This is a genomic window from Phocaeicola sartorii JCM 17136 = DSM 21941, assembly GCF_054653615.1.
Genome location: NZ_BAAIFW010000006.1, coordinates 917,763 through 942,348, shown reverse-complemented (window position 1 = coordinate 942,348; position 24,586 = coordinate 917,763). Strand labels below are relative to the sequence as shown.

Sequence of the window (24,586 nt, the reverse complement as noted above, 5' to 3'; positions counted from 1 at the left end):
TCAGAGGAAGAATGAACGGAGAATCGTGGCCGCCACTATCAGGAAGATGCAGGCACCGAACCAGGAGGCCGCGGTCTTGGAGGTGTCCGGGTCGCCGGACGAGAACTTTGAATAGACCTTGACTCCGCCGATAAGGCCGACGACGGCTCCGATGGCGTAGATGAGTTTGGTCGCGGGATCGAAGTAGGATGTCACCATGTTGGTGGCTTCCGTGATGCCGCCGATACCGTTACCCTGGGCGTATGCCCCTGCCGTGGCGAGGAGTGCCACCGCTGCAAGAATGATTCTTTTCTTCATGTGTCGAAACATTTAAAAGTGAGACAAAAAAATGATTTCGACCACAAATATATAGCACTTAATCCTTTGATTTACAAGTCAGACGATGCGTGTCGCCGTATGTCATCACGTTGCATCGCCAATGATGTCGCGTGGCGAGAAATACACATAAGAAGCATGGACGGAGGATAGAAAAGGATGTGCCATGATTCCGATTTTCTTGACGGCAAAATTAGCCGTGTCCCTTGTGGATTGAGCAAGGCCGGGCCTTGCAGTTTTTGGAAAAATCATCCTCGCTGCGCTCCGGTATTTTTCCAAAAAGCCTTGCACAATCCGGTCCACGGCTGTGATGGCCGTAAGAAAACCGGAACACTGGCTCCGAGAGCCGGTCCATGTCTAATTAAAAATTCTGTATATATGAAAATCAGCATCAGTCCCGAAATGAAGTCACGCCTGCAAAACGCGGCGGCCAACGGAAGCGTGGTGGCGGAGGATATTCTGTCCGAACTGGGAAAGAACCGCGACGCTTCGGAAATAATCAGGGGTACATACAACTATTTCACGACCAAACGCATCAAGGCGAACCATGACTCTTATCATAAGATACGCATCATGTTCACGGCCTGCGCCAAGAACCTTGAACACGAGAACTTCCCGGACAAAGGCAATCCGAGCGCGCCGTGGTTCAAAGAAAACCGCACGGACATCGACCCCTCGACATTTGTGGGGCTGTTCAAGAATCTCCCCGAATATGACTCCGTGGAGATAAAGTATTTCATCAGCGCCATCGCGCTCGACAGCCGGGTGACGATAAAGAGCTGTTCCGGCATGAAGGATTTCTTCGAGGCGTACTGCGAAGACAACTACACCATAACTACTGACAGCGGGGATTCGACACTGCACAACTCATGTATGCGTACCGAGGAGAAGGCACGTAACGCAGCCGACTTCTACCGTAACTTCGCAGGAGCCAAAATCCTTGTCGCCAAGGACAAGGATTCAAACATCCTCGGACGTGCAATCATATGGGAAGGAATCAGATGGCATCGGGAATACGAGGTCGATGTGGATGTGTCACTCATGGACCGTATATACACATCCCATACATTCGTCATCGACATGATGAAGGATGCTGCGCGGAAAGCAGGGATAATCTTCCGAAAGAAATACAATGATTTCTCTCATCAACGGGAAGTCGTTGTCCTGAACCCCATAGCGGAGTTGGAAGAAGGTGACGAGACTTCCGCTGATCTTGTGCTTGATGTGCCGGTAGGTCAGTGGCACAAAAGAGGGGTTCCCTATCTTGATACTTTCAGTAATCTTGCCATAAATGGTGAATGTCTTGAACTCAGCAATTACTACACCCGCAGCCAGATTGCCGATTGCCAGTCAACAAGCGGATATGCGACGCGTACCGCTTATGTGTGTCCGCGTTGCAATCGGGTGCATGAAGATTCCCTTAACAAATTCTGTGGACAGTGCATGTCGGAAATCTATACGGAGACAATATTCGGGAAGGTGTTGAACGGGCATCCGGTTATCTATAAAGGGGAACAATATCCATCCTCACTGTTCAAAAGGGGGAAACCTATGCCTCAACTGAAACGCTACCTGCAAATCGAAAGGCTGTTCAATAACTGATAGAGCGAATGGAAAGACTGATAGAACTGTATAATATCGCTTCACCGTCGGGCAAGGAAAAGCGTATGGCGAAATACATAATGGCGGAACTTAAAAAGATGGGTGTTGCCTGCCGGAAAGACAGGACCGGAAATATCTATGCCGTCAAAGGCAATGCCGACACCTACCCCTGTGTGGTGGCACACATCGACGAGGTGCACCGCAACAAGACCGGGAGCTATGGCGCATATGTCGTGGCCGATGAAATGGTAATTGGATATGACAGGCGCAAACGATGTCAGACAGGCATCGGTGCCGATGACAAGAACGGAATCTGGATATGCTTCAAAATGCTTGAGCGTTTCAAGAATATGAAATGCGCTTTCTTCGTCGGGGAGGAAACGGGCTGTGTCGGAAGCGGCCGTGCCGACATGGATTTTTTCAATGACTGCCGTTTCGTGATACAGTGCGACCGCAGAGGGAACAGCGACATGGTGACACGGATAAACGGTACACCGCTCTGCTCCGATGATTTCATTAGTGCGGTTGAACCGGAGAAATACGGGTATGCGGAATGTGCCGGGATGCTGACCGATGTATATACGCTCAAGACACGGGGACTGCCCGTGTCTTGTATAAACCTCTCATGCGGATACTATAATCCGCATACCGATACCGAGAACACGATACTTGGTGATCTGATGAAATGCTACCGTTTCGTGTACCATATAATCCGCACCCACAAGCTGGTAAGCGAACATCGGTATGACGAATCGATATATGAATCACGTTATCCCTTCAGATCGTTCAGCCTTTTGGATGATGACTGGAGATACCTTAACCGCAGGAACAGGAATAAACAGAATATGCAGGATAAACAGGATATGGATGACTTTGAATTCTGATAGCGCCGGTAAATGCCATAAATCAAAAAGGGAATGGACTGCACATTGCAGCTCATTCCCTTTTTTGAGTATAGTGCTTATACATATTGGCTCCAATCAAAGCCGGATGTTTGTGCTTCAAGTCGTTCAGAATGCTTATTCGGGGCAGCTTTTTCATCAAAACGCTCGTTCATAAGCCTCTCAATCCTATCCTTATTGTCAGATTCACTGACAATAAACTCGTAGATGTCAGACTGACGGATGGAATACAGAGTCTCGACAGCACGGATAGTATCGGTCTCATCCTTATTTGCACCCGAAGCCACCGCGACCATATTGTTAATGTCGTCGTATGTCATGGCCTGGGAGAAGTCTGGGTCGGCCTCGGACAAGCCCGGTTCCATAAGTTCCTGCAAATCCTTATCATCCATAGGCTCCAGAATGTCATCCACATCATCGGCTGAAATATCATCGTCCTCGCCGATGAAATCAGATTCTGGCAGCGGCTCGCTTCTGACCGGTTCTTTTGCTTTCTTGGGATCCGGGATATATACACTCTTGGTCTTGCCAATCACCTCACAATGTGTAGAGGGGGCAACAGCCGCTGCTTCCTTTTTCTTCTTTTGGTTACGGACAGTGAGGCGTTTTTCTCGTTCGGCTTTGGAGGCCATCCGTCTTTTGTGCCATCGCCACATCATTATGCGGATCATGCGCGCCCAACGGTATAGCCGGTCCCATAGACCTTCTGCCTTACGGCGGAACAGGAAGAGCCAGAGCCGGTATAGGATATAGACTGCACATATAATGTTAACGGTCAGATAGATTTTGGTCATCATATCATTTGGCATTTAGTTTGATTGGCGAGAAACTTTTCTCGTACCTTCTGTTTATCTCGTCGATATATCGCTCGAAATGCTCTTCCACTATGTTTGTTATATAGCTCGACAAGCTGACATCGGGTGCTACCGCCGGAAGAAAATGCTTGATCTGCTCATGCAGGCTACGGTCAATATATACCTGCACACGTCGTCCCTGTGGATTATTCTTCAGGAACTTGCGTCTATAGCTTGCTCCATCATAGTGATTTTTTCTCGTAGTCATATCCATATTGGATATTTCGCATGGCTGCGTTTCATTAATACTGGCTTTTTTGATTGGCTTTTCCATACTTACATTCGTTTTAGGGGTTTTACTGATTCGTTGATATACAGTTCATGGATTTTATTCCAGTGACACTGGATATGATCCTTGAATATGTTGCTGAGATACCCGGACACGCTGACACCGGGGGCTATTATAGGTAGATAGCGCTTGATGCAGTCCACAATCTCCCTGTCGATGTAGACATGGGAGCGGTTGGAAGCCTGCGTGTTGGTCAGGAATACTTCGCGGTAGTCGGATGAGTTTTTTATCTTCTTTGTTTTCGACCTGGTTGCCTTTGGTTCTGTTTTCATATCAGTTGTCGTATAATGGGTTGGTAATCTCGTTATTGTAAATCCGGTCAATCTCCTCCTTGTATTGTTCAAGATGAAGGGACAAAATGTTGTCCACGTATCGGGATATGCTTACCTCCGGTGCAACAATCGGAAGGAAACGCTTAAGGAACTGGTAGTTCGCCTGACTGATATAAGTCTGTTGGCGATGTGTCACATTCCCCGGTGATAGATACAGTGCGCGGTAGTCGTTACTCTCATCCTTACGTTTTTTAGGACGTGAAGGTGTTTTTTCACCGGGTACCGGTTCTGCCTTTGTCTTTGTGTCTGGTTCAGCCGGGTCACTCGTAGTCCGGTCTGCGACTGATTTGGTCTGCTTGCCCTTGCCGAATACCAGGATATCGCCTGCCATGATATCTTTTATCATGTCTTCATTGACTTCCACTTTATTTCTATTTCTCTCCATGTCCGTCCAATTTAAGTTTGACAATCAGTTCTTCCGCAAGTTCGGACAATCCGCTGCCTTTCATCAGTTTGGCCGGAGGCGGGAAAAGTGTGCATCGGAAGTAGTTTTTAGATTGTGTTGACAGTTCCTTGTCATAACGGTTGGTGTCCGGTATGACCGCATCCAGCAGGGTGAGTCCGAGATCCTTCATGATGCTGTTATATGCGTCGAACACCTCCGTGGATGCGCGGGCATCTTTTTTGTTCCAGAAGAAAAGAATGTCCTTTAACGGAATGTCCGGGTGTTCCCGCACATATTCCAACACGGTGGTTGAGAATGAGAGGCTGCTGTGCATAACGATGCGGTCTGCGATAATCGGGGTTATCACATAGTCCATGTTGATTATGGTACGGATGACACCTGCTGAATTCACGGTGCCGGGCAGATCGACAAGAATGAGGTCGTATTCACCGTCTTTCCTTAGCTGGTCTGTCGCTTCCCTCGCATTTTCCGCCTGCGCCCCCACGATGGCGTAGGCTTTTTTATGGATACGGTTCCACTGGTTCACCAAAAGCTGGCGGAAATACTCGCTGTTCTCAACTGTGCGCATATCGCGCTCTTTCATACGGATAAGGCTGAACTGTGGAAAGTCACAGTCCACCACGGCCACATTAAGACCTTTCAGGTAGTGGAAATACCCGGCCAGCATGATTGTGATGGCGGATTTGCCGACCCCGCCTTTCTGGTTGCTGATGGCAACGAATAATGGTTCTTTTTTCATGTCTACGTTTTTTATGTTATATGATACTGAATTCATTCCTGCATGAGTGCATGTCCGTATGACTGAATATGTACGCTCATTAATGACCTCTGTCAGTTATTTATACATACATGAGTTCGGGCATTCACTCATTCGTGATTTACTGATTCTTTAAGTGCAGTCACTCTGTCACTCGTGCCTGATTGACCTCACTCAGTCAAGATGTCTCTCAATCTTTCAATCGGTCACTACTGACTTGCGGATCTCAATCACACTGCAAATAAAAGGAGATTTTTTCGACTTTCAACCATCTTGTCAAGCCCCTAACATTACGTGTCACCTTATGTCATCACGTTGCATATAACACCCTATTTTACAGCCGGATAAATGCCTGTAACTTTGCCACCGACAAGGAAACGGACCGATGCAATCGGTGGAAATCCCAACTAATGTCAGGCAAGAGGGCCGGAAACAATTTGACGAAGGAAAATTCATGTTCAAGCGAACATAGCAAGTTGTGTTTCTCGGCACACGAAATAAATTTCGTGCCTCGAAACAACTTGCCGCTCGCCTGACGGCTCGGGAGGGGATTTCCTCCAAAGTCGGAAATCCGTGCCGGATTATCAGTAACTGAAAAATGTATTTAACCGTATGAAAAAAGAGAACCCGCAACGAAGGAAAGGCGGGCGGAAACCTAAGGCCAAACCCGAAAGATACCGTTATGTTGTCCGTATGGACGAGGATGAGAACCGTCAGTTCAAACTGATGTTTCAGAAATCAGAGGCGGTGCATCACTCCAAATTCATCAAATCCGTGTTGCTGAATCGGACTATTAAAATAATCAAGATAGATCCTGCGACGACGGATTTCTACATCCGGCTCACCAATTTCTATCACCAGTTCCAGGCGATAGGCAACAACTACAACCAAGTGGTAAAAGCCGTAAAGACCAATTTCGGAGACAAGAGGGCCTTCGTGCTGCTCCGCAAATTGGAGAAGGAGACCGTCGAACTTGTGATAGTGAGCCGCCAGATAGTGGCTCTCATCAACGAGTACAAGGAGAAGTATCTTGACACCCATCTCCCGGACTGACATGGTGGCGAAAATCAACCGGGGCGTTTCGCTCTACGGGGCACTCGCCTATAACTGGCAGAAGGTGGATGACAGGACCGCGCGTATAATATCGGGGAATGGAATGATTACTGATTCGGCCAACTGCCCCGATATGAATATGCAGAATGCCATCTACGGCTTCCGGAAATACCTTTTGGCAAACAAGAACACGGACAAGCCTATACTGCATATATCTCTCAATCCGTCGCTTGATGACAATCTCTCGGAAAAGCAGCTGGCAATGCTTGCCGACGAGTATATGCGCAAGATGGGCTATGGTTCTCAGCCATACATAGTGTTCCTTCACGAAGACATAGAGCGCCGCCACATACATATAGTGTCAACCTGCGTGAACGAGCGCGGAGAGAAGATCGACGACTCATACGAGTGGAACCGCTCCATGCGCGCCTGCCGCGAGCTGGAACGGAAATTCGGTTTGCAGCAGGTGGCTGACAAACGCCGCGAGCTGCTGGAACCATATCTGAAAAAGGCCGATTACCGTGACGGTGATGTGAAGCGTCAGATCGGCAACATACTCAAGAGCGTGTTCTCGTCATACCGATTCCAGTCGTTCGGAGAATACAGCGCGTTGCTGTCATGCTTCAACATCGAGGCGAAACAGGTGAAAGGCGAACATGACGGAGCTCCCTACAACGGTATTGTCTATGCGATTACCGATGATTCGGGTCGTCCGGTCAGCACACCTGTCAAGTCATCGCTTATTGGCAAGAGGTTCGGGTATGAGGGGATACAGAAACGTATCGGCTACAACGCGCGTGACTACAAGGCGAAGAAATGGCAGCCGAAGATTGCGAATGATGTCACCTTTGCCAAGCACGGTTGCCGTGGCGACCGTGACACTTTCGTGTCTATACTGGCCTTGCGCGGCATAGACGTGGTGTTCCGTGAGAACGATGACGGGCGCATATACGGCGCCACTTTCATTGACCACCGCAATAAAGAGGTGTATAACGGCTCCCGGCTCGGCAAGGAGTTCTCGGCAAATGTTTTCGAGAATCTTTTCAATTCCAATACAGATATTCCGGGGCTTGACGGACTTAACAACGACCTGCGTATTGGCACACATTCCAATGCTGTCACCGACATGGGCGAAGCGATACAACAGGCTTTCGGAATACTGTCTCTCGACACCAATGGCCCCGATCCGCAGGAGGAGACTCTGGCGAACCGTCTGCTCCGAAAGAAAAAGAAGAAACGCCGTTATCGCGGCCTGCAATGACAACTAATATTATAAACCCATTAAAAATTATCCCATATGCAACAGGAAGATGACCTCCGGGGACTGGCGAAAGTCATGGAATTCATGCGCGCCATCTCCATAATATTCTTAGTGATACACGTTTACTGGTACTGCTATCAGGCTATAACCGACCTCGGCGTGAACATCGGTGTCGTTGACCGCATACTGCTGAACTTCCAGCGGACTGCGGGACTTTTCAAGAATCTACTATTGACCAAGATGTTCGCACTGATATTCCTCGCCCTGTCATGCCTCGGCACCAAGGGAGTCAAGAACCGGAAGATGACATGGGAGAAAATTTACGGAGCCTACATATCGGGACTCGTGCTTTTCTTCATGAACTGGTGGATGCTTTCCTTGCCGCTGTCGCCTATGGTGAATGCGGCGTTATACACCGTCACACTCACGGCCGGATATATACTGCTGCTCATGGCCGGAATCTGGACGAGCCGCATGTTCCGTCACAACCTTATGGAAGATGTCTTCAACACGGCCAACGAGAGCTTCATGCAGGAAACCCGTCTCATGGAGAACGAGTATTCGGTGAACCTGCCGACCAGGTTCGTGTACCAGGGACGGGAGTGGGACGGATGGATAAACGTGGTTAACCCGTTCCGTGCATCGATAGTCCTGGGCACGCCGGGTTCCGGAAAGAGCTACGCGGTGGTGAACAACTATATCAGGCAGCAGATCTCCAAAGGGTTCGCGATGTACCTGTATGATTACAAGTTCGATGACCTCTCAATTATCGCCTATAACGAGCTGCTGAAAAATCTCGACAAGTACAAGGTAAAGCCTGAGTTCTATGTGATAAATTTCGATGACCCGCGTCGCTCGCATAGATGCAATCCTATCAACCCACGGTTCATGGCGGATATCAGCGACGCATACGAATCGGCATACACCATACTCCTGAATTTGAACAAGACATGGATACAGAAACAGGGAGATTTCTTCGTTGAGTCGCCGATTATCCTGCTCGCCGCTATAATATGGTACCTCCGCATATACAAGGAGGGGCGCTACTGCACCTTCCCCCATGCCATCGAGTTCCTGAACAAGCCTTATGCCGACATATTCACCATCCTAACCTCCTATCCGTCCCTTGAGAACTACCTGTCACCCTTCATGGACGCATGGAAAGGTGGTGCCCAGGACCAGCTCCAAGGCCAGATAGCTTCTGCTAAGATACCTCTTTCGAGAATGATCTCACCCCAGCTGTACTGGGTCATGACGGGAGATGATTTCACGCTCGACCTTAACAACCCGAAGGCTCCCAAAATACTGTGCGTGGGCAACAATCCGGACAGGCAAAACATATATTCGGCAGCACTCGGACTTTACAACAGCCGCATAGTCAAACTTATAAACAAGAAAGGACAACTCAAAAGTTCCATCATCATTGACGAACTCCCTACCATATATTTTCGCGGCATCGACAACCTCATAGCCACGGCGCGCTCCAACAAGGTGGCGGTGTGTCTCGGCTTCCAGGACTTCTCCCAGCTTGCGCGCGACTACGGCGACAAGGAGGCGAAGGTCATACAGAACACTGTCGGCAACATATTCAGCGGACAGGTCGTAGGCGAGACGGCAAAGAACCTGTCGGAACGCTTCGGAAAAATACTCCAGCAGCGCCAGTCGGTATCCATCAATCGGCATGACACTTCCACTTCGATAAACACCCAGCTCGATTTCCTCATTCCCGCATCCAAGATAGCAAATCTGTCGCAGGGCACGTTCGTCGGCAGCGTTGCCGACAACTTCGGCGAGGAGATAGACCAGAAGATCTTTCACTCGCGCATCATCGTTGACAGCGCAAAAGTGACGGCAGAGACAAAAGCCTACAAGAAAATACCTGTAATCAATGATTTTCTGGACGAGGATGGCAACGACATCATGCAGGAACAGATTGAAAGGAACTATTCTCAGATAAAGAATGATGTAGAGCAGATAATCGTCGACGAGATGGAACGCATCAAGAACGACCCGGAATTACAGCATCTGCTCCCATCGGAGGATAACGGAGAGGACGGGGAGAAATAAAGCCGGTGTCTATTCTATCCGCAAAGGTAGCCACACACCTTTCGGACGGATGCAAGGCCGGGCCCTGCGGGTTTCGTGGAAAAATCTTCCGCGCCCTGCGGGGCTTGCGGTATTTTTCCCGAAAGCCTTGCACTGTCCGGCGTGTGGCTGTCATGGCGGCAAGAATAGGACACAGGCTGCTGTGTCCGATAAGAATTTATAATAAATTAAATAGAAGATATATGAATGTTATATGTACAAGGTGTGGAAGCACCAATGTCGCTTGTGAAGCGATAGTAAATCCCAACAGCAATGTGTTCAAGCGTTATACGGATGAGTCTTTCCTGTACGGACAGTGCGAGGATTGCGGTACATATCCGGAACTGACCGATCCCGATGAAGTCAAAATGGATATTGACAGATTGTATCAGGAATTCAAGTCTTATTCGGACACGGAGCCGGATTATGCCAACTGCCGGATAGTGTACAAGAATGACGGGAACGACTTGAATGTAAAAATCTCATTGAAGGCGGATGAACGCATATTTTATCATTGCGACAGCATTTCCGATTTGAAATCTCTGGCTGAATATGGCGGTGAGGATTTCATAATGGTACAGTGCTACCAGTTTGACAATTGGGCTGGAGATAATACACCGAAATTCCTCCATGATTATGATTGAGAACCAACATAAAATAGAAAATATGAGTGTCATATGTACAAGGTGCGGAAGCACCAATGTCGCTTGCGAGGCGATAGTAAATCCCAACGGTAATGTGTTCAAGCGTTATACGGATGAGTCTTTCCTATACGGACAGTGCGAGAATTGTGATACCTGTCCGGAACTGACAGACCCCGATGAAGTAAAACTGGACATCGACAGACTGTACCGGGAATTCAAGTCTTATTCGGACACGGAACCGGACTATGCCGACTGCCGGATAGTGTACAAGGATGACGGCAATGAGCATGATATAAAAATATCATTGAAGGCGGATGACAAATCCGCAGCAATGGAAGAGAGCATATTCTATTACTGCGACTGCCTTTCCGATTTCAAATCTCTGGCAGAATATGGCTGTGAGGATTTCATACTGGTCGGATGCTACAGATTCGGCAGATGGACAGAAGAAGAACTTTCAAATAATAAATGATTGCTTATGATAACGTTGCTGAAAGAATGTGCGGAGTATATCCGCACGCATCCGGATAATGGGCCGTCAGAAAAGCTCCTTGATAAAATACAGCTGGAACTGTCACGCAATGACGGATATGCTGTTGTCTTAACCGTGTCGCGTGAGGATATAATATCCGCAGGATATGTTGCCGGTGCTGTCAGTGATGAAGCCCTTGACCGGATTGCGGAAAGTATGCACGAAGACCATACCGAGTATGGCGGCTATTGGGCGGCATTGAAGGACGCCTGTGATGATATGAGAATTCCTACGCTGCCAAAAATGCCAAATGTGATTACACAATAAAAACGCAAGAAAACAGCGGAATCCACATTATAGCAGGTTCCGCTGTCTTTTATGTCCTGTGGTAGTCGGTTCAAATTTTATCACGTCATTTATCACGCCATCCATAATTTTATTATGCCATCTATATCGCCATTTTTAAAAGCACCGGACGAATAGTCTGCAATAATTTGTTCCAAAGCACTCCAAAAAGACAATCAAAACTAAAATCTTGCGGAATATCTGCAAAAAATGAGTTTTAAAAGTCTAATTTTCATATTTTGGGAGCAATAATACCGACTTCTTATACTTCTTGCATATCCTTACATTTGCGCAATATCAGCCAATGCGGTAGGATCATCATCCGGCTTTCTATTACGAACAAAATGGATAACCCACTCGGAAAGATCTAAACGAACTATTGTAAAAATTCATGCTCTACTTTTGTAACCGACTTATCAATTGCGAGCGGACAAGTTCGTAACCCGATAGTGGATCAAATTCTCTGTCAGGACGGATAAGGCTTTTTGTGTCGCCTAAGAAATCCAGATCCGACATCTTTTCCTCCATATTGTTGATAAACTGTTTGTATGTAGGTGGTTGCTGCACGGCAAACGTCATATAACGGTTGTAACAACGCATGATTTCATCGACATCAACAGATGCCTCTGATAATGCAATATATAAATCGAAAAGGTCCCGTCCTTTTTTTCTTTGGTATAAAGCTCTTAGCTTTGTTCCTAATAACTCGTTCAGACTATATGTAGTAATCTCGCATTTGCCGGAAAACCAGCTGTTTTCCATCTCAAATGGCACCTTGACAAGTCCGAGTTCACTGAAGTGTTCAAAACAGTTTATCTCTATTTTCAATCGCAGGGGAATTGTAGGCGGGATTTCCGATTCCATACGAAACAACATCGTGTTGTTGTATCTCTTTTGTTTCGTAACCCGGTCAGGTAGGAAATCAAGGACTTCCCCCAATCTGTACATGATTGGTTTTATTGGTCCCGACGCAATCTGTACCAGATCAATATCCTCGCTGTATCTGGGCTGGGGCGACAGATATAACTTATGCAGGGCGGTTCCACCTCTGAATGCCAACTGGGAGGCAAGGAATTCATCACTGAAAATAGCAACCAGCGCACGGGAGATGATAAGGTCCTGTTCAACCTGTGCATTGTCATTCCAGGGAACAATTCTGTTCCATTGGGTAATGGCTGTTCTGTTTATCATATTTCGTCTGTTTCTATTATCGAGTTTATATAGACTTTCCAACGGGAATTCTTTTCTGCATTCTCAACGGTTTTTCGCGTATTGAGAGGAACATACCTGAAACGTTTTGCGTATGACCTCAATTCCGTATATAGCACGTCTGCAATTTCCGTCTGCCCCAAAACATCTTCAAGCATATATCCAAGACGTTGTATGGTCGCTATTGATGTATAGTCCAACAAACTGTCGGACACTCCATGAAAATCAAGGTTCTCAGTCAGTTCTTCAAGAATGGTAGCCGCTCTTGAAAGACCTCCTATATATTGTTCATACTGTACAATATCAATGGCTGTCAATTCGGAATTTGAGTAAAGAATCGTACCTGTTTCAGAATTGCGGGATAGTAGAAAATCCGATGGAATCTCCTTTCGATATTCCCATACAAGCGAGTCGTTTTTTGCCGAAGACACTGTGGATTTTGGGAATACAGTCATTACTGAAAATTTTTGCGGCCGTTGATGGGCTGCCCCTAAAATTTCTGCCGCGCTCAGCAGGCTGATATAGTATGGTTTGTTCAGATATGCCATCAGCTGATCTATATAATATATAGGCGGTATCATTCTTTTTGCCGCGTAATGTGGGGGCATTATAACATAAAATCCTCTGTATACAGGATACAATATACCTTGTGATGATAACCGGAACAAATCATTCTTGATGGATTGTTCCGAATAATTAGTAAAGGCCGACCTCACATCATCAACCGAAAAGGTTGGGAAGCCGCTGATTTCTCTATCTCTGATCCATTCTCTAATTGTCATGATGACTGATTTTGGTGCAAAGGTAATCAAAATTTGAGTATCAACGCACTTTTTTAGCGCATATTTGGTGCTTATGATGTATTATTCCATGAATTACCATCATAAATTCAGCTTCAGTCGGCATCGCCGGCTAAGTCCCTTTATCAAGGTAACTCGGAGACCGAAATCCTCACGTTCAGGCCCTCCGGGTTTTCCTGCAAAAAATTCCCTGCGGTAATTTTTCTTGGAAAAAACGCTCCGGTTTCGCCCCTCCGAGTTGTAGTGTCGGCCGGGACTTAGCAAGCGATGCCGACCGATGACGCATAAAACGGTCAACTGAAAAACTGTGGTGCCGGCATTATGGAATATTGACGGTGCCACAGACGATGCCATATTACGAGAACACACATAATCGTGCCGCCTGTTTTTTACTGACGGATATAAGCGGGGACAAAAGCAGCTCCGCCTCTCAATTCTGCATATTACGGTCGTTTTCTTCGCCCAGTCTGTTCTCCTTTCCGTTTCCCTCCGTACCTGTCTTTTTCGCCTCGTAATTGGCTCATTGCGGCCTTTTGTGTGACACCCTGCGGTGCAACGTGATGACATACGATGCAATGAATTGTCAAGTATTTGCAAATCAGTATTTTGTATGATTTTAGAGCCTATATTTGCAGTGGAAACACTTATTTATTCACTCTAAATACTTCAATGTATGGCAAAAAAATCAGCAAGGGCGGAACCAGATCTACCGACACCCAAAATCACCGAGAACGAGCAGATGAGCGACATCGTGTTCATCCTTGACAAGATGGAGCTGATATTGCAGGCGGTGTCAAAACTTGACAAGAACGGGCGACATGAAGCTGTCCCGGCAGATACGAAACACCGAAACTCGTTCCTGAAAATCGACCGCTATGCGGACATGTTCGAGAATTTCCTCAAGAATTTCTGGAGCCAGCTCAAAGACCCCACACGCTTCGGCATCCTGTCGGTAAAGGACAAGCACCTTGACGACCCCGATGTAAGGCAGGCGATAGAGGATATCGCAGCTGGGAAGAAAACCGACGCGGTGGAGGAATTCCTCAAGAAATACGAGATTACCCCAAAGGGGAAGCAGCAAAACAATACCTATAATCAAAATGTAGAAGAAATGGCAAAGAAACAAAAAGACAATGAAGAAGTGCGGATGTCACCCCGTGAGGTACATGCACAGCAGACCGCAGCCGCCGGACAACAGCCGGAACAGCGCGCCCTGCGTTACAACGAGTCAATGATCGACTGGGAACAACTCAATTTGTTCGGCATCTCGCGCGACTATCTCGCCGAGCGCGGACTGCTCGACCAGATGCTCCGTGGCTACAAGACCAACCAGATGGTGCCTATAACCATGAACTTCGGCTCAGCCGTGCTCCGCACGGACGCACGCCTGTCGTTCCAGCAGTCGCCTAACGGCCCCGTGGTGCTCGCCATCCACGGTATGCGTCAGAAACCGGATCTCGATCGCCCGTATTTCGGGCATATATTCTCTGACGAGGACAAGAAGAACCTGTTGGAGACCGGAAACATGGGACGTGTGGTGGAACTCAAGTCACGAAGCGGCGAGATGATTCCCACTTTCATCAGTATCGACAAGCTCACCAACGAGGTCGTGGCTATGAAGGCCGAGAACGTATTCATACCCGATGAAATCAAGGGCGTGAAGCTTACCGAACAGGAGAAGAACGACCTGATAGAAGGGAAGGCTGTATTCCTCGAAGGTATGAAGTCGCAGGCCGGCAACGATTTCGATGCCAAGGTGCAGATCAGTGCCGAGCGTCGCGGAATAGAATACATCTTTGAGAATGACCGAGTGTTCAACCGTCAGGAACTCGGTGGCGTGAAGCTCACCAAGCAGCAGGTAGAGGACCTTAACCTCGGCAAAGCTATCTTCGTGGAGGATATGAAGCGCAAGGACGGTGAATACTTCTCATCGTTTGTCAAGCTCGACCCGCAAAGCGGACGTCCCGCATACACGCGCTACAATCCGGATTCTCCCGAAGGAGACCGTGAAATATATATCCCCAAGGAAATCAACGGTGTGAAGCTCACCGGTGAGGAACGTGACGCGTTACGGGAAGGCCGTACTATCTTCCTGAACGACATGGTTACACGCAGGGGTGAGGAATTTTCATCCTATATCCGGGCAGATCTTGAGACCGGGCGCCTCAGTTATGCAAAAACTATGGACGGCTTCGAGCAGCGGGAGCAGTTCAAAATTCCCGCAGAACTGTGGGGCAGGACTCTGACCGCTACCGAGCGCGCCCAGCTTCAGGACGGCAAGGCCGTGCTCATCGAAGGGATGATAGGCTTTGACAAGAAACCATTCGCCCAATATGTTAAGGCCAACTTCAATACCGGCCGTCTGGATTACTACAACGAGGATCCCACCCGCAAGCGCGATGCCTCGCAGCGTAATGTCGTTGCCCAGGCCCAGGAACGACGTCAGTCGCAGGGACAAGGACAGCAGAACCGCAAGCCGAAAGGCCAGAGTGTCGGCTGACGATATAAATAATGTGTAACGTAAAAGACCATGACAATGAATCAGGAAAACATAACTCCTTTCAATGCCGAAGATGTGGACTGGGGCGAACTGGAATCCATCGGCATACTCCGTGACGAGCTGGAGATGGCCGGCGAACTCGACACGCTCCTGCAAGGAGGGAAAACCGGTGTGATATCCCTCAGTCTTGTGCTCCTCGGTGTGGATGTCGTCCTTGACGCCACCTTGCAGCTTGTACACAGGGAAAACGGTGAACCTCTCCTTGAGATTATCGGCATCAAGCCCGCATAACAGAGTTCTTATATAACCCAATGTCAAACCGCCGTTCCCTGCCTCCCTGACTATGGCGGGGAACGGCTAAATTTTCACCAATATGATAGCAATCATAACTGAAAAGCCGAGTGTCGGGCAGGACATAGCCCGTGTCGTCGGCGCAAACATACGCAAAGAGGGTTACTCTGCCGGCAACGGCTATATGGTGACATGGGCGCTCGGACACCTCGTGTCGCTCGCCATGCCGGGCGCATACGGTTACGACCGGACATCTACCGAAAGTCTTCCCATGATTCCCGACCCATTCCGGCTGGTGGTGCGCCAGATCCGTACCGACCGTGGCATGGTGACGGACATCGTCGCCGCAAAACAGCTCAAGATCATCGACGATGTGTTCTCGAAATGCGACAACATCATCGTGGCGACCGATGCCGGACGCGAAGGGGAACTCATTTTCCGATATATCTATGAATACCTCGGCTACACCAAGCCTTTCCGCAGGCTGTGGATATCGTCGCTCACAGACGAGGCAATCCGTATCGGCATGGCGAACCTGCGCGACGGTCGTGAGTACGACAGCCTTCATGCCGCCGCAGACTGTCGCGCGAAAGCCGACTGGCTTGTGGGAATGAACGCCAGTCGCGCCCTCGCCTGCGTGTCGGGGGATTCCAACAGCTCGATAGGGCGTGTGCAGACACCCACGCTGTCTATGGTATGCGCCCGTTTCCGTGAGAACCGTGATTTCGTGTCCGTCCCTTACTGGCAGCTACATGTGACTCTCTCCAAGGACGGCAGGCTGTGCCGTTTCTTCCACAAGGAGGATTTCAGGGAGAAGACACAGGCTGACGCCGCCTTTTCCCGCATCGTCCCCGGTGCCACAGGGCGTATCACCAAGGCGGAATGCAGGCGCTCCGACCGCCAGCCGCCGCTTTTGTACGACCTCACGACGCTCCAGAAGGACTGCAACGTGTACCACGACATGACCGCCGAGAAGACTCTGGCCGTGGCGCAGTCGCTCTACGAGAAGAAACTGATATCCTATCCGCGAACCGGGAGCCGTTACATACCGCAGGATGTCATGCGAACCATGCAGGAACTTCTGCAAAAGGTGTGCGCCATGCAGGAATTCCACGCCTACGGCGCCACTTTTGACCTATTGGTGCTCAACAACCCAAGCGTAAACGACTCCAAAGTGACCGACCATCACGCTCTGATTGTCACCGGTGTCGCACCTTCGGGCATTTCCGGTGACGAACGTGCCGTCTATCTGATGATTGCAGGGCGTATGCTCGAAGCATTCTCGCCCCCGTGTGTCACCGAAACACACCTGACCGAAGCCGAAATCTGCGGGATGCCGTTCCGTTCCAAGTCCTCGTCCGTCGTAATACCAGGCTGGCGTGCCGTGTTCGACCGCAAGGAGGACCGTGGCGAGGATGAATCCGATGACAATGCGGCTTGCCCAGCCTTTTCAGTTGGTGACACCGCGCCGGTTTCGGGACACGGGCTGGCGCAGAGGAAGACCATGCCGCGCCCTTTGTACACCGAGGCCACCCTCCTTGCCGCAATGGAATCGTGCGGCAAGGATATCGCCGATGAGAAGGCGCGCGAGGCTGTCCGCGACATAGGCATCGGCACACCCGCCACCCGTGCGGCCATTATCGCCACTCTGGTTAAACGTGACTATATACGTCGTGCCGGTAAGTGCATCGTGCCGACCGACAAGGGACTGGCACTGTACGATGCCGTGAAGGATATGCTCGTGGCGGATGTAGGCATGACAGGCAGCTGGGAAAACACACTGTTGCAGATCGAACGGCATACCCTTGAACCATCGACATTCATAAACGCCATCGTCGGCTATACGCGCAAGGCCACCACTGAGATACTCGGAATCACAGTGCCTGTCACCCCGGTGCATTCCCGCCCATGTCCCAAATGCGGCAAAGGGAATGTCGTGATACGGGCCAAGACCGCCCGGTGCGACAATACATCCTGCGGCCTGCTGGTGTTCAGACGTTTCTTGAACAAGGAACTAACGGACAGCCATATCGAGCAGTTGCTGTCATCCGGCAGGACTAAGCTGATAAAGGGGTTCAAGGGGAAGAAGGGAAATTCATTCGATGCCATGCTTGTTTTCGACAGCGGCTACAATGTCACGCTCGCTTTCCCTGACAGGAAATCTTCAAGAAAGAGATAGGACAGTGAATGCCGTCACTCGGATTCGGAGGCGAAGTTCGTGGCACGCCTGTTTCCTCCGTCAAGGCCGGGCCTCGCGGTACGGGCAAAAATCATCCTCGCTGCGCTCCGGTATTTTTACCCGTAGCCTTGCCTGTGGAGGCGCGCCACGGGGGAGCCTCCGAAAGCCGGATGACACCGTGTCACCCCCGGTAAATATTTACAGTTATGAAAGCATCTGCACTTATCACAAGAATCACAGGCATGAGTTGGCTGTGGAAAGCAATCCTGATACTCGCTTTGGCCGCCGTGTTCGGATACCTCTATACAAGGGGCGTGTCACCTGTATGGGCGGCGTTGGCAATAGTGTTTTTCAGAGGATTCCTCCGATTCCTCTATAAGATTGCCTGCATCATAGTGGCGGCGGCTCTGCTGTTCGCCATAATCAGCGGTCTGATTTTCTGAAATGTCACAATGCCATATGTCCTATAAATATTAATCACAATATTTTATCGGATAGATAATGCTGTCTCTCTATCCGATATGACTGGATGCTTCTTGATGCTTCAGGAACAATCAGATTGTTATTCCTTTATTTTTTCTTAAATTTGCGATATGAAGCAGATGAGAAAAGCAGCAAGGCAGAAAGATGAGGACTGGGCGCTTAATGTGTTTGACCGTGCTCCCTTTGTAACGATGTCGATGATACGACCGGACGGAACGCCATACGGACTCCCGCTGTCGTTGATACGGGGGGAGGGGCACACGTTTTATTTCCATTGCGCCGACGAGGGGGAGAAGATGGATTGCATAAGGGCCAATCCCATTGTCAGTCTGAGTGCCGTCAGCCGATGCTCCCCGAAATTTGAGACCGGGAAAAAGAATTTTACTATGTATTATGACTCTGCCGTCGCTTTAGGGGAGGCGGAGATTGTGACTGATAACGCGGAAAAGATTATGGCTTTGCGTCTGCTCTGCCAACGCTTTTTACCTAATTACATGGGGAATTTTGATGAAGCGATCAAGCGTAGCCTCGACCGCACAACCGTTGTCAAAATAACACTCACAGAACCGCCGGTCGGCAAATCCAAACCATAAATGAAGATAGAATACGAAATCAGGATCGTAAAAGAGATGATCCGTCTATATTGCCGCCTGAAAGAGGGAAATAGAGATACTTGTCCCGGGTGTGAGAATTTGGCGAGGTATGCCGAAAGCCGTCTGCGCCATTGTCCTTTCAGCGATTCGAAAGGAAGTTGCCGCAAATGCAGGATACATTGTTACCGTCCGGATATGAAAGAAAAAATAAAGACGGTCATGCGCTTTTCCGGCCCGAGGATGCTCATTTATCACCCGATAATGGCTATCCGACATCTAATCGGGAAATAATAAAGGCATTCGGGGAGTCCATACCCTCAGGATGCCTGAAGACCGAACGATGCCGTGCTCATGCGTTTAGCTTTGTGACAAGAACCTTGAACCGTTCCGTAGCCTTTAAGGAATGTTTCACACCCGGTGTCATAGTGAGCGCATCACCCTCTTTCAACTCAAGTACTTTATCCTCAATGTTGAACTCCATGCTCCCATCTATTACCTGGACGAGCACGTCGGCATTAGCCGTATGTGTGGGAATCTCAAGTCCCTTGTCAACTGCCATAAGGAGCGAAAGCCCGCTATGGTTCTGCATGACAATCTCCTTCGCTATGGAGCCGTCAGCGTATGGAATTCTGTCTTTTAATCTGAACATGTCGTAAATTTATTTTAGAGGTTTCTTTTTTTGCGAATCTTCATAGTGATGACAAAGCCGATGCCGAATATCAGAAAATATAAAGCGGCAAAGACAAGCCCGAGGCAGAGGAACAGTTCGGATGATATTTTCATAGCTTTACAGACTGGAAGGTTCCCTGCAAACGCGGGGGTATTCGCCCGTTCATATATTTTATTTCTGCCATCCGGCGTTAAGTATGATGAGGAGCAATATCCACCATTCGGGGTATTTCAGAAAAAGCAACGACAGGGTTATTGCTACCGCTATGTTCACGACAATCCATCCCCACAATCCGGCCTTCCTGAAATCAATCCTAACATCATCGGCAGCGGCCGCCACGCGCCATGTGCCCAGTCCGGACTCACAGACATATGCACAATATGCCATGAGCGTGGAGCCGAGAAGCGCCTCGGCAGCCGAATATCCGTGGTCAAGATGGAAATATGCGGCAAGAGACAGCGCCGCCAGCCAAAGGATGGCGTGCGCCGCCGCTATCACATATTTATGGATAAACCGATTCACATTCCGACCGTCCATTTCTTTCAACCGATAAGGGTAGCCAAATCTTCGTCAACGGTGGCGATGGTACCTATATTGAACTTCTCCTGAAGCACTTTCAGAATTTCGGGGGTGAAAAACGCCGGCAGCGTCGGGCCGGTGTGGATATTCTTCACTCCGAGGCTCAACAGGGCCAGAAGCACTATCACCGCCTTCTGCTCATACCATGCGATGTTGTAGACAATCGGCAGATCGTTGACACTCTCCAGGCCGAAAGCGTCCTTGAGAGCATTGGCAATCACGACGAGCGAATAGGAGTCGTTACACTGTCCGGCATCGAGCACGCGCGGAACACCCTCGATATCACCGAGCGGAAGCTTGTTGTAGCGGTATTTGGCACAGCCTGCGGTGAGAATCACGCAGTCTTTAGGAAGCCTTTCCGCAAATTCCGTATAGTATTTGCGCGAGGGCATTCTGCCGTCACAGCCTGCCATGACCACAAACTTGCGGATTTTACCGCTTTTGATGAGGTCGATAATCTTAGGCGCCAAAGCAAGCACCTGGTTATGGGCGAATCCGGCGACAATCTCACCGTGCTCTATCTCTGTCGGCGGCTGGCATGTCTGCGCCCGCTCTATGATTTCGGAAAAATCCTTTTTGCCGTCCTTCCCCTCGGGGATAAAATGTGTGCCGGGCATTCCGACGACACCGGTCGTGTAGACGCGGTCCATGTAGGTGGTTTTCGGACGCGGGGGCACGATGCAGTTGGAGGTGAAGAGGAACATGCCGTTGAATGTCTCGAACTCGTCAATCTGCCGCCACCATGCGTTGCCGTAGTTACCTGCAAAGTGGGGGAATTTCTTGAAGAAAGGATAACTCTGGGCAGGGAGCATCTCCGAGTGGGTGTAGATGTCAACCCCTTTGCCTGCTGACTGTTCGAGCAGTTCCTCAAGATCCTTGAGGTCGTGACCGCTCACGAGTATGCCCGGACGGTTCCTTACTCCGATGTTTACCTTTGTGATTTCGGGATTGCCGTAGGTCGATGTGTTTGCCTTGTCAAGCAGAGCCATAGCCTTGACACCCCCGTCACCCACATTGAGCACGAGCGAAAACAGCTCATCCACGCTTATGTCAGGACGGCTTATCTCGGCAAGGGCGTTCTCTATCACGACATATATGTCTTCGTCCTCATAACCGAGGTTACAGGCGTGGCGGGCATAGGCCGCCATACCCTTGCAGCCGTACATGGCAAGCTGCTTGAGACCTCTTATATTCGGGTTCTTGTCATGGAGCACACTTGTGATTTCTTCTTCAAGAGTGCCGCTGTGTTCGATTACCTCATGTACGCCATATTCCTCCTTTGGGATATGATACGACACCTCAGGCATGAAAGGAGGCTCCATGCCGCGCTTTTTCGACTCTCCTTCGAGTTCGTTTTTCAGGTCGAGGGCTTTTGTGATATAGCCGTCGAGCATATCATTGTCGAAGTTCGCGTTGGTGATGGTGGTGAACAGTGCGTCGACGATGAACCGGGATGCATCCTTGCTTGATGCGCCTTTCTCTCGCAACTGTCGGTTTACGATGGCCATGCCACGGGCGATGTAAAGCAGCTGATCCATTCTTGCAGACGTTTCGGATTTCTTTCCGCATACACCTTGTATCTCGCAGCCTTTGCCGCGTGCGGTCTCCTGGCACTGGTAACAGAACATTTTCATAAGTGGAGGATATGTTAAGAGATTATTTTGTCAATAAGTTGTAAACCACAATGGCATTGTTATGCCGTTCATCATGAGACGAATAAAGTAATGTCACTACAGATTTCTGTGCAAGAAGATGTCGCAATGCCCCGAACGAAGGGCTGGTCTCCAGTTCTTTGGAATATCGAGTCTCAAATTCAGACCATCGGTTATCGGGATCCGCATGAAACCATTCGCGGAGTTCTGTGGACGGCGCGATATCCTTATCCCACAAATCATAATGGAAAGTCTCGTGCGAGAGACCTCTCGGCCAAAGTCTGTCTATATATACCCTGAAACCGTCTTCCGGAGAAGCGGGTTCGTAAGCCCGTTTTAATTGATATTGTGTCATAAACTGTGATATTACATATATTTACTATCCAATTTCAACACCTGTATCCGCTGTATGGTTCATAATTAATAATGCGTCATGAGGATTGAATTTTATTTGAAACAAAGCATACAACAAAACTTGATATTAGTAGAACCCCATTGAAAAATGACTGCATGAAACAGGGTCGAGAGGAATAGTCTGGCTGACAGACCCGAAGAAACTACCGGGCAAAATTAGCGTCCGCCTCTTTCGGACTGCAAGGCCGGGCCTATCGGTTTCGGGAAAAATCATCCTCGCTTCGCTCCGGTATTTTTCCCGAAAGCCTTGCATTACCGGAGTCGGCCGCTGTAATGCCCTTGTAGTTCATCGGGCTGCCAAGCCCGGATATTCAATAATTAATTAAAAAAGAAACGACTATGAGACAGGCTATCATGACAGCGGCACAACCGGCGGTGACAATTCCAGTGCCGAAGAAAAGAATCGTCCGGATTGAAAGACCCGGAATCAAGTTCCCGTCACGCAGGACAGGGGGACCGGTGCATATCTCCACCATCCTGGATCCTATAATGGAGATAAGCCGCCATCCTGACCGTAACAGGCTTCTCGCAGAATTCTTCAAGGGATGAGCGCAGGCAATAACCGGAAATATTCACACTAAATACGATAAGAATATGTTTTTTCAATCAATGAACCAGATGATGAACCCTAACGTGGATATCACGTTGGTCATCCGCAAGTCCGCCGACGGGCGCATGGCAGTGTCGGTGCTACCGAAGTGCAACACTCTCAAGGATGAGGCGCAGAACAGCATCGTGCCGCTGACACTGAACGGCACACCCGAAGAACTCGACTCAGGCTTTATGCAAGTGGTCGCACGCCCTATGCAAAAAGCATCAGGACTGATCTCCAACATGGCGCAGTTCGAGGCGCAGGCCGACAAAGCCGCGTCATCGAGCAAGGGTGCTAAGGAAGCCAAGGCGAAAGAATCCAAAGAGGACAGGGAGAAGCGCGAGAAGTATGAGAAAAATCTCAAGAAGGCGGAGGAGCATATCGCCGCCAAGAGACATAAGGAGGCCGTGGACGCGCTTACCGAGGCACGCAAGTACGCCAAACCCGACGACTTGAAGACAATCGACGAGCGGCTTGACGAGCAGAAGAAATTATTGGGACAGGGAGATCTCTTCGCAATGATGGAGGAACCCGAGCAGGCTCAACCGCAGCAGTCCAAAGTCCAGCAACCGACACAACAGCCCGCGACGGCTCAGCCTCAGCCAAAGCAAATGCCGGAACAAGTCCAGCCTGTTCAGCAACCGACTGTTCAACAGCAAGCTGCCCCACAACAGCAGTCTGCGATGCCACAGCAGGAAATGCCGGCGCAAGCCGCACACCCCGCTCAACAGCCATACGGCAACCCCGGACAGGGATATGGTGGCCGGTACGGATATCCGCAACAGCCGCAGGGATGGCCGCAGCAGGCGCAACCCAACGGCGGCTATCCGCAATATGCGCATCCAAATGGCGGGATAATGCCGCCAAACGGAGGTCAGAACGGCTCGTATCCTCACAACGGTCAGCCACGGTACTCACAGCAGCCGATGCCGTTCGAGCACGACATGGCGGCTCATGTACCGAGAATGGCGGATCCGGATGACGCACCACCATACCGACCGGAGGAATATGCGGAATATCCCGACTTCCCGGCATCAATGTTACAAGGAAATTATGCACAACCCCAAATGATGTAAGACTATGGCACTCGAAATCACAGGAATCAAACGCGTGTTCACTTTCAAGAAAGGGACAGCCACAATCACACTCGACGACCCCAATCCGTCGGACAGCCCCGAAATGGTGATGGGATTCTATTCCAATACCTATCCCGAACTGACAACCGCCACGGTACACGGTCCCACCATGAAGGACGACGCGGCGGTCTATGAGTTCAAGACCACAATCGGAACCAAAGGATAAGAACC

30 protein-coding genes are annotated in these 24,586 nt (G+C 49.4%); 18 read left to right on the top strand and 12 right to left on the bottom strand.

The genetic code is table 11. The features are described 5' to 3' along the window. A complete protein-coding gene (locus ACYQ0C_RS20955; protein WP_016274779.1) occupies positions 1 to 297 on the bottom strand; it encodes a DUF4134 domain-containing protein in 297 nt (98 codons plus the stop codon). Between the two features lie 396 nt (positions 298 to 693). Between ACYQ0C_RS20955 and ACYQ0C_RS20950 the strand changes: the two genes are divergently transcribed. Both ACYQ0C_RS20950 and ACYQ0C_RS20945 read left to right on the top strand, forming a co-directional pair. Continuing rightward, on the top strand, positions 694 to 1,917 hold the full coding sequence (locus ACYQ0C_RS20950; RefSeq protein ID WP_016274778.1) for a hypothetical protein: 1,224 nt from the start codon (positions 694 to 696) through the stop codon (positions 1,915 to 1,917). An 8-nt stretch (positions 1,918 to 1,925) separates the two neighbouring features. Next, entirely contained in the window at positions 1,926 to 2,801 is an 876-nt protein-coding gene (locus ACYQ0C_RS20945) for a hypothetical protein (protein WP_016274777.1), read from the top strand. 77 nt (positions 2,802 to 2,878) lie between these two features. Here the strand turns inward: ACYQ0C_RS20945 and ACYQ0C_RS20940 are convergent, their stop codons facing one another. Genes ACYQ0C_RS20940 through ACYQ0C_RS20920 form a run of 5 tightly spaced genes read right to left on the bottom strand, consistent with a single transcriptional unit; the run spans position 2,879 to position 5,439 of the window. Continuing rightward, positions 2,879 to 3,616, bottom strand: coding sequence for a DUF4122 family protein (locus ACYQ0C_RS20940; RefSeq protein ID WP_016274776.1), 738 nt, complete (start codon positions 3,614 to 3,616; stop codon positions 2,879 to 2,881). Position 3,617: 1 nt separating this feature from the next. After that, positions 3,618 to 3,947 (bottom strand): DUF3408 domain-containing protein, encoded by a 330-nt coding sequence (locus ACYQ0C_RS20935; RefSeq protein ID WP_016274775.1) that lies wholly within the window; start codon positions 3,945 to 3,947, stop codon positions 3,618 to 3,620. 2 nt (positions 3,948 to 3,949) lie between these two features. Next, a complete protein-coding gene (locus tag ACYQ0C_RS20930) occupies positions 3,950 to 4,234 on the bottom strand; it encodes a DUF3408 domain-containing protein (RefSeq protein WP_016274774.1) in 285 nt (94 codons plus the stop codon). 1 nt (position 4,235) lies between these two features. Then, the gene (locus ACYQ0C_RS20925; RefSeq protein WP_016274773.1) at positions 4,236 to 4,679 is read right to left on the bottom strand and encodes a DUF3408 domain-containing protein; all 444 of its coding nucleotides are present in this window, start codon (positions 4,677 to 4,679) and stop codon (positions 4,236 to 4,238) included. Continuing rightward, positions 4,666 to 5,439, bottom strand: a complete 774-nt coding sequence (locus ACYQ0C_RS20920; protein ID WP_016274772.1) for a ParA family protein — start codon at positions 5,437 to 5,439, stop codon at positions 4,666 to 4,668. Before ACYQ0C_RS20920 ends, ACYQ0C_RS20925 begins: the two co-directional genes overlap by 14 nt. 630 nt (positions 5,440 to 6,069) lie before the next feature. Between ACYQ0C_RS20920 and mobA the strand changes: the two genes are divergently transcribed. From mobA to ACYQ0C_RS20890, 6 genes are all read left to right on the top strand, one after another. Further along, a complete protein-coding gene (mobA, locus tag ACYQ0C_RS20915; RefSeq protein WP_016274771.1) occupies positions 6,070 to 6,510 on the top strand; it encodes a conjugal transfer protein MobA in 441 nt (146 codons plus the stop codon). A gap of 1 nt (position 6,511) precedes the next feature. After that, complete coding sequence (gene mobB, locus ACYQ0C_RS20910; RefSeq protein ID WP_016274770.1) at positions 6,512 to 7,771, top strand: conjugal transfer protein MobB; 1,260 nt, start codon at positions 6,512 to 6,514, stop codon at positions 7,769 to 7,771. Positions 7,772 to 7,807: 36 nt separating this feature from the next. After that, positions 7,808 to 9,838: a conjugal transfer protein MobC gene (gene mobC / locus ACYQ0C_RS20905; RefSeq protein WP_016274769.1), complete on the top strand. Its 2,031-nt coding sequence runs from the start codon at positions 7,808 to 7,810 to the stop codon at positions 9,836 to 9,838. A gap of 221 nt (positions 9,839 to 10,059) precedes the next feature. Further along, a complete protein-coding gene (locus tag ACYQ0C_RS20900) occupies positions 10,060 to 10,500 on the top strand; it encodes a hypothetical protein (RefSeq protein WP_016274768.1) in 441 nt (146 codons plus the stop codon). Positions 10,501 to 10,522: 22 nt separating this feature from the next. After that, positions 10,523 to 10,972, top strand: a complete 450-nt coding sequence (locus tag ACYQ0C_RS20895) for a hypothetical protein (RefSeq protein ID WP_016274767.1) — start codon at positions 10,523 to 10,525, stop codon at positions 10,970 to 10,972. 6 nt (positions 10,973 to 10,978) lie between these two features. Then, the gene (locus ACYQ0C_RS20890; RefSeq protein ID WP_016274766.1) at positions 10,979 to 11,299 is read left to right on the top strand and encodes a hypothetical protein; all 321 of its coding nucleotides are present in this window, start codon (positions 10,979 to 10,981) and stop codon (positions 11,297 to 11,299) included. 414 nt (positions 11,300 to 11,713) lie between these two features. Here the strand turns inward: ACYQ0C_RS20890 and ACYQ0C_RS20885 are convergent, their stop codons facing one another. Further along, complete coding sequence (locus ACYQ0C_RS20885) at positions 11,714 to 12,508, bottom strand: nucleotidyl transferase AbiEii/AbiGii toxin family protein (RefSeq protein ID WP_016274765.1); 795 nt, start codon at positions 12,506 to 12,508, stop codon at positions 11,714 to 11,716. Next, complete coding sequence (locus ACYQ0C_RS20880) at positions 12,505 to 13,308, bottom strand: type IV toxin-antitoxin system AbiEi family antitoxin domain-containing protein (RefSeq protein WP_016274764.1); 804 nt, start codon at positions 13,306 to 13,308, stop codon at positions 12,505 to 12,507. Before ACYQ0C_RS20880 ends, ACYQ0C_RS20885 begins: the two co-directional genes overlap by 4 nt. Before the next feature lie 691 nt (positions 13,309 to 13,999). Between ACYQ0C_RS20880 and ACYQ0C_RS20875 the strand changes: the two genes are divergently transcribed. The 7 genes from ACYQ0C_RS20875 (at position 14,000) to ACYQ0C_RS20845 (ending at position 19,663) form a co-directional block, all read left to right on the top strand. After that, positions 14,000 to 15,826: a DUF3945 domain-containing protein gene (locus ACYQ0C_RS20875; RefSeq protein ID WP_016274762.1), complete on the top strand. Its 1,827-nt coding sequence runs from the start codon at positions 14,000 to 14,002 to the stop codon at positions 15,824 to 15,826. A 30-nt stretch (positions 15,827 to 15,856) separates the two neighbouring features. Next, positions 15,857 to 16,117: a DUF4099 domain-containing protein gene (locus ACYQ0C_RS20870; protein WP_025076935.1), complete on the top strand. Its 261-nt coding sequence runs from the start codon at positions 15,857 to 15,859 to the stop codon at positions 16,115 to 16,117. Positions 16,118 to 16,199: 82 nt separating this feature from the next. Further along, entirely contained in the window at positions 16,200 to 18,296 is a 2,097-nt protein-coding gene (locus ACYQ0C_RS20865) for a type IA DNA topoisomerase (protein ID WP_016274760.1), read from the top strand. Positions 18,297 to 18,304: 8 nt separating this feature from the next. After that, positions 18,305 to 18,490 carry a hypothetical protein gene (locus ACYQ0C_RS20860; RefSeq protein ID WP_128811927.1) on the top strand — a complete coding sequence of 62 codons (186 nt, stop codon included), beginning with the start codon at positions 18,305 to 18,307 and terminating at the stop codon, positions 18,488 to 18,490. A gap of 48 nt (positions 18,491 to 18,538) precedes the next feature. Beyond that, the gene (locus ACYQ0C_RS20855; protein WP_301395890.1) at positions 18,539 to 18,739 is read left to right on the top strand and encodes a hypothetical protein; all 201 of its coding nucleotides are present in this window, start codon (positions 18,539 to 18,541) and stop codon (positions 18,737 to 18,739) included. Between the two features lie 150 nt (positions 18,740 to 18,889). Further along, the gene (locus tag ACYQ0C_RS20850; protein WP_016274758.1) at positions 18,890 to 19,372 is read left to right on the top strand and encodes a pyridoxamine 5'-phosphate oxidase family protein; all 483 of its coding nucleotides are present in this window, start codon (positions 18,890 to 18,892) and stop codon (positions 19,370 to 19,372) included. Further along, positions 19,373 to 19,663, top strand: coding sequence for a nitrous oxide-stimulated promoter family protein (locus tag ACYQ0C_RS20845; RefSeq protein ID WP_025076936.1), 291 nt, complete (start codon positions 19,373 to 19,375; stop codon positions 19,661 to 19,663). A 58-nt stretch (positions 19,664 to 19,721) separates the two neighbouring features. On the opposite strand, the gene ACYQ0C_RS20840 is transcribed toward ACYQ0C_RS20845, so the two are convergent. The 4 genes from ACYQ0C_RS20840 to ACYQ0C_RS20825 form a co-directional block, all read right to left on the bottom strand. Beyond that, complete coding sequence (locus tag ACYQ0C_RS20840) at positions 19,722 to 20,021, bottom strand: cupin domain-containing protein (RefSeq protein WP_016274757.1); 300 nt, start codon at positions 20,019 to 20,021, stop codon at positions 19,722 to 19,724. 192 nt (positions 20,022 to 20,213) lie between these two features. Continuing rightward, positions 20,214 to 20,579, bottom strand: a complete 366-nt coding sequence (locus tag ACYQ0C_RS20835) for a hypothetical protein (RefSeq protein WP_016274756.1) — start codon at positions 20,577 to 20,579, stop codon at positions 20,214 to 20,216. 5 nt (positions 20,580 to 20,584) lie between these two features. Further along, on the bottom strand, positions 20,585 to 22,255 hold the full coding sequence (gene hcp, locus ACYQ0C_RS20830; RefSeq protein ID WP_016274755.1) for a hydroxylamine reductase: 1,671 nt from the start codon (positions 22,253 to 22,255) through the stop codon (positions 20,585 to 20,587). A 22-nt stretch (positions 22,256 to 22,277) separates the two neighbouring features. After that, complete coding sequence (locus ACYQ0C_RS20825) at positions 22,278 to 22,628, bottom strand: DUF488 domain-containing protein (RefSeq protein WP_016274754.1); 351 nt, start codon at positions 22,626 to 22,628, stop codon at positions 22,278 to 22,280. Positions 22,629 to 23,026: 398 nt separating this feature from the next. Between ACYQ0C_RS20825 and ACYQ0C_RS20820 the strand changes: the two genes are divergently transcribed. The 3 genes from ACYQ0C_RS20820 to ACYQ0C_RS20810 are packed head-to-tail and all read left to right on the top strand — an operon-like array spanning position 23,027 to position 24,581. Then, positions 23,027 to 23,236: a hypothetical protein gene (locus tag ACYQ0C_RS20820; RefSeq protein WP_016274753.1), complete on the top strand. Its 210-nt coding sequence runs from the start codon at positions 23,027 to 23,029 to the stop codon at positions 23,234 to 23,236. Between the two features lie 45 nt (positions 23,237 to 23,281). Further along, a complete protein-coding gene (locus ACYQ0C_RS20815; RefSeq protein ID WP_016274752.1) occupies positions 23,282 to 24,355 on the top strand; it encodes a PRTRC system protein E in 1,074 nt (357 codons plus the stop codon). A gap of 4 nt (positions 24,356 to 24,359) precedes the next feature. Beyond that, on the top strand, positions 24,360 to 24,581 hold the full coding sequence (locus tag ACYQ0C_RS20810) for a PRTRC system protein C (protein ID WP_016274015.1): 222 nt from the start codon (positions 24,360 to 24,362) through the stop codon (positions 24,579 to 24,581). Positions 24,582 to 24,586: the final 5 nt, after the last annotated feature.

What these genes read in the sequence shown, in the direction of transcription:
- ACYQ0C_RS20955 (WP_016274779.1), bottom strand. Translation starts at nt 297, where the DNA reads ATGAAGAAAAGAATCATTCTTGCAGCGGTGGCACTCCTCGCCACGGCA.
- ACYQ0C_RS20950 (WP_016274778.1), top strand. Translation starts at nt 694, where the DNA reads ATGAAAATCAGCATCAGTCCCGAAATGAAGTCACGCCTGCAAAACGCG.
- ACYQ0C_RS20945 (WP_016274777.1), top strand. Translation starts at nt 1,926, where the DNA reads ATGGAAAGACTGATAGAACTGTATAATATCGCTTCACCGTCGGGCAAG.
- ACYQ0C_RS20940 (WP_016274776.1), bottom strand. Translation starts at nt 3,616, where the DNA reads ATGATGACCAAAATCTATCTGACCGTTAACATTATATGTGCAGTCTAT.
- ACYQ0C_RS20935 (WP_016274775.1), bottom strand. Translation starts at nt 3,947, where the DNA reads ATGGAAAAGCCAATCAAAAAAGCCAGTATTAATGAAACGCAGCCATGC.
- ACYQ0C_RS20930 (WP_016274774.1), bottom strand. Translation starts at nt 4,234, where the DNA reads ATGAAAACAGAACCAAAGGCAACCAGGTCGAAAACAAAGAAGATAAAA.
- ACYQ0C_RS20925 (WP_016274773.1), bottom strand. Translation starts at nt 4,679, where the DNA reads ATGGAGAGAAATAGAAATAAAGTGGAAGTCAATGAAGACATGATAAAA.
- ACYQ0C_RS20920 (WP_016274772.1), bottom strand. Translation starts at nt 5,439, where the DNA reads ATGAAAAAAGAACCATTATTCGTTGCCATCAGCAACCAGAAAGGCGGG.
- mobA (WP_016274771.1), top strand. Translation starts at nt 6,070, where the DNA reads ATGAAAAAAGAGAACCCGCAACGAAGGAAAGGCGGGCGGAAACCTAAG.
- mobB (WP_016274770.1), top strand. Translation starts at nt 6,512, where the DNA reads ATGGTGGCGAAAATCAACCGGGGCGTTTCGCTCTACGGGGCACTCGCC.
- mobC (WP_016274769.1), top strand. Translation starts at nt 7,808, where the DNA reads ATGCAACAGGAAGATGACCTCCGGGGACTGGCGAAAGTCATGGAATTC.
- ACYQ0C_RS20900 (WP_016274768.1), top strand. Translation starts at nt 10,060, where the DNA reads ATGAATGTTATATGTACAAGGTGTGGAAGCACCAATGTCGCTTGTGAA.
- ACYQ0C_RS20895 (WP_016274767.1), top strand. Translation starts at nt 10,523, where the DNA reads ATGAGTGTCATATGTACAAGGTGCGGAAGCACCAATGTCGCTTGCGAG.
- ACYQ0C_RS20890 (WP_016274766.1), top strand. Translation starts at nt 10,979, where the DNA reads ATGATAACGTTGCTGAAAGAATGTGCGGAGTATATCCGCACGCATCCG.
- ACYQ0C_RS20885 (WP_016274765.1), bottom strand. Translation starts at nt 12,508, where the DNA reads ATGATAAACAGAACAGCCATTACCCAATGGAACAGAATTGTTCCCTGG.
- ACYQ0C_RS20880 (WP_016274764.1), bottom strand. Translation starts at nt 13,308, where the DNA reads ATGACAATTAGAGAATGGATCAGAGATAGAGAAATCAGCGGCTTCCCA.
- ACYQ0C_RS20875 (WP_016274762.1), top strand. Translation starts at nt 14,000, where the DNA reads ATGGCAAAAAAATCAGCAAGGGCGGAACCAGATCTACCGACACCCAAA.
- ACYQ0C_RS20870 (WP_025076935.1), top strand. Translation starts at nt 15,857, where the DNA reads ATGACAATGAATCAGGAAAACATAACTCCTTTCAATGCCGAAGATGTG.
- ACYQ0C_RS20865 (WP_016274760.1), top strand. Translation starts at nt 16,200, where the DNA reads ATGATAGCAATCATAACTGAAAAGCCGAGTGTCGGGCAGGACATAGCC.
- ACYQ0C_RS20860 (WP_128811927.1), top strand. Translation starts at nt 18,305, where the DNA reads ATGCCGTCACTCGGATTCGGAGGCGAAGTTCGTGGCACGCCTGTTTCC.
- ACYQ0C_RS20855 (WP_301395890.1), top strand. Translation starts at nt 18,539, where the DNA reads ATGAGTTGGCTGTGGAAAGCAATCCTGATACTCGCTTTGGCCGCCGTG.
- ACYQ0C_RS20850 (WP_016274758.1), top strand. Translation starts at nt 18,890, where the DNA reads ATGAAGCAGATGAGAAAAGCAGCAAGGCAGAAAGATGAGGACTGGGCG.
- ACYQ0C_RS20845 (WP_025076936.1), top strand. Translation starts at nt 19,373, where the DNA reads ATGAAGATAGAATACGAAATCAGGATCGTAAAAGAGATGATCCGTCTA.
- ACYQ0C_RS20840 (WP_016274757.1), bottom strand. Translation starts at nt 20,021, where the DNA reads ATGTTCAGATTAAAAGACAGAATTCCATACGCTGACGGCTCCATAGCG.
- ACYQ0C_RS20835 (WP_016274756.1), bottom strand. Translation starts at nt 20,579, where the DNA reads ATGGACGGTCGGAATGTGAATCGGTTTATCCATAAATATGTGATAGCG.
- hcp (WP_016274755.1), bottom strand. Translation starts at nt 22,255, where the DNA reads ATGAAAATGTTCTGTTACCAGTGCCAGGAGACCGCACGCGGCAAAGGC.
- ACYQ0C_RS20825 (WP_016274754.1), bottom strand. Translation starts at nt 22,628, where the DNA reads ATGACACAATATCAATTAAAACGGGCTTACGAACCCGCTTCTCCGGAA.
- ACYQ0C_RS20820 (WP_016274753.1), top strand. Translation starts at nt 23,027, where the DNA reads ATGAGACAGGCTATCATGACAGCGGCACAACCGGCGGTGACAATTCCA.
- ACYQ0C_RS20815 (WP_016274752.1), top strand. Translation starts at nt 23,282, where the DNA reads ATGTTTTTTCAATCAATGAACCAGATGATGAACCCTAACGTGGATATC.
- ACYQ0C_RS20810 (WP_016274015.1), top strand. Translation starts at nt 24,360, where the DNA reads ATGGCACTCGAAATCACAGGAATCAAACGCGTGTTCACTTTCAAGAAA.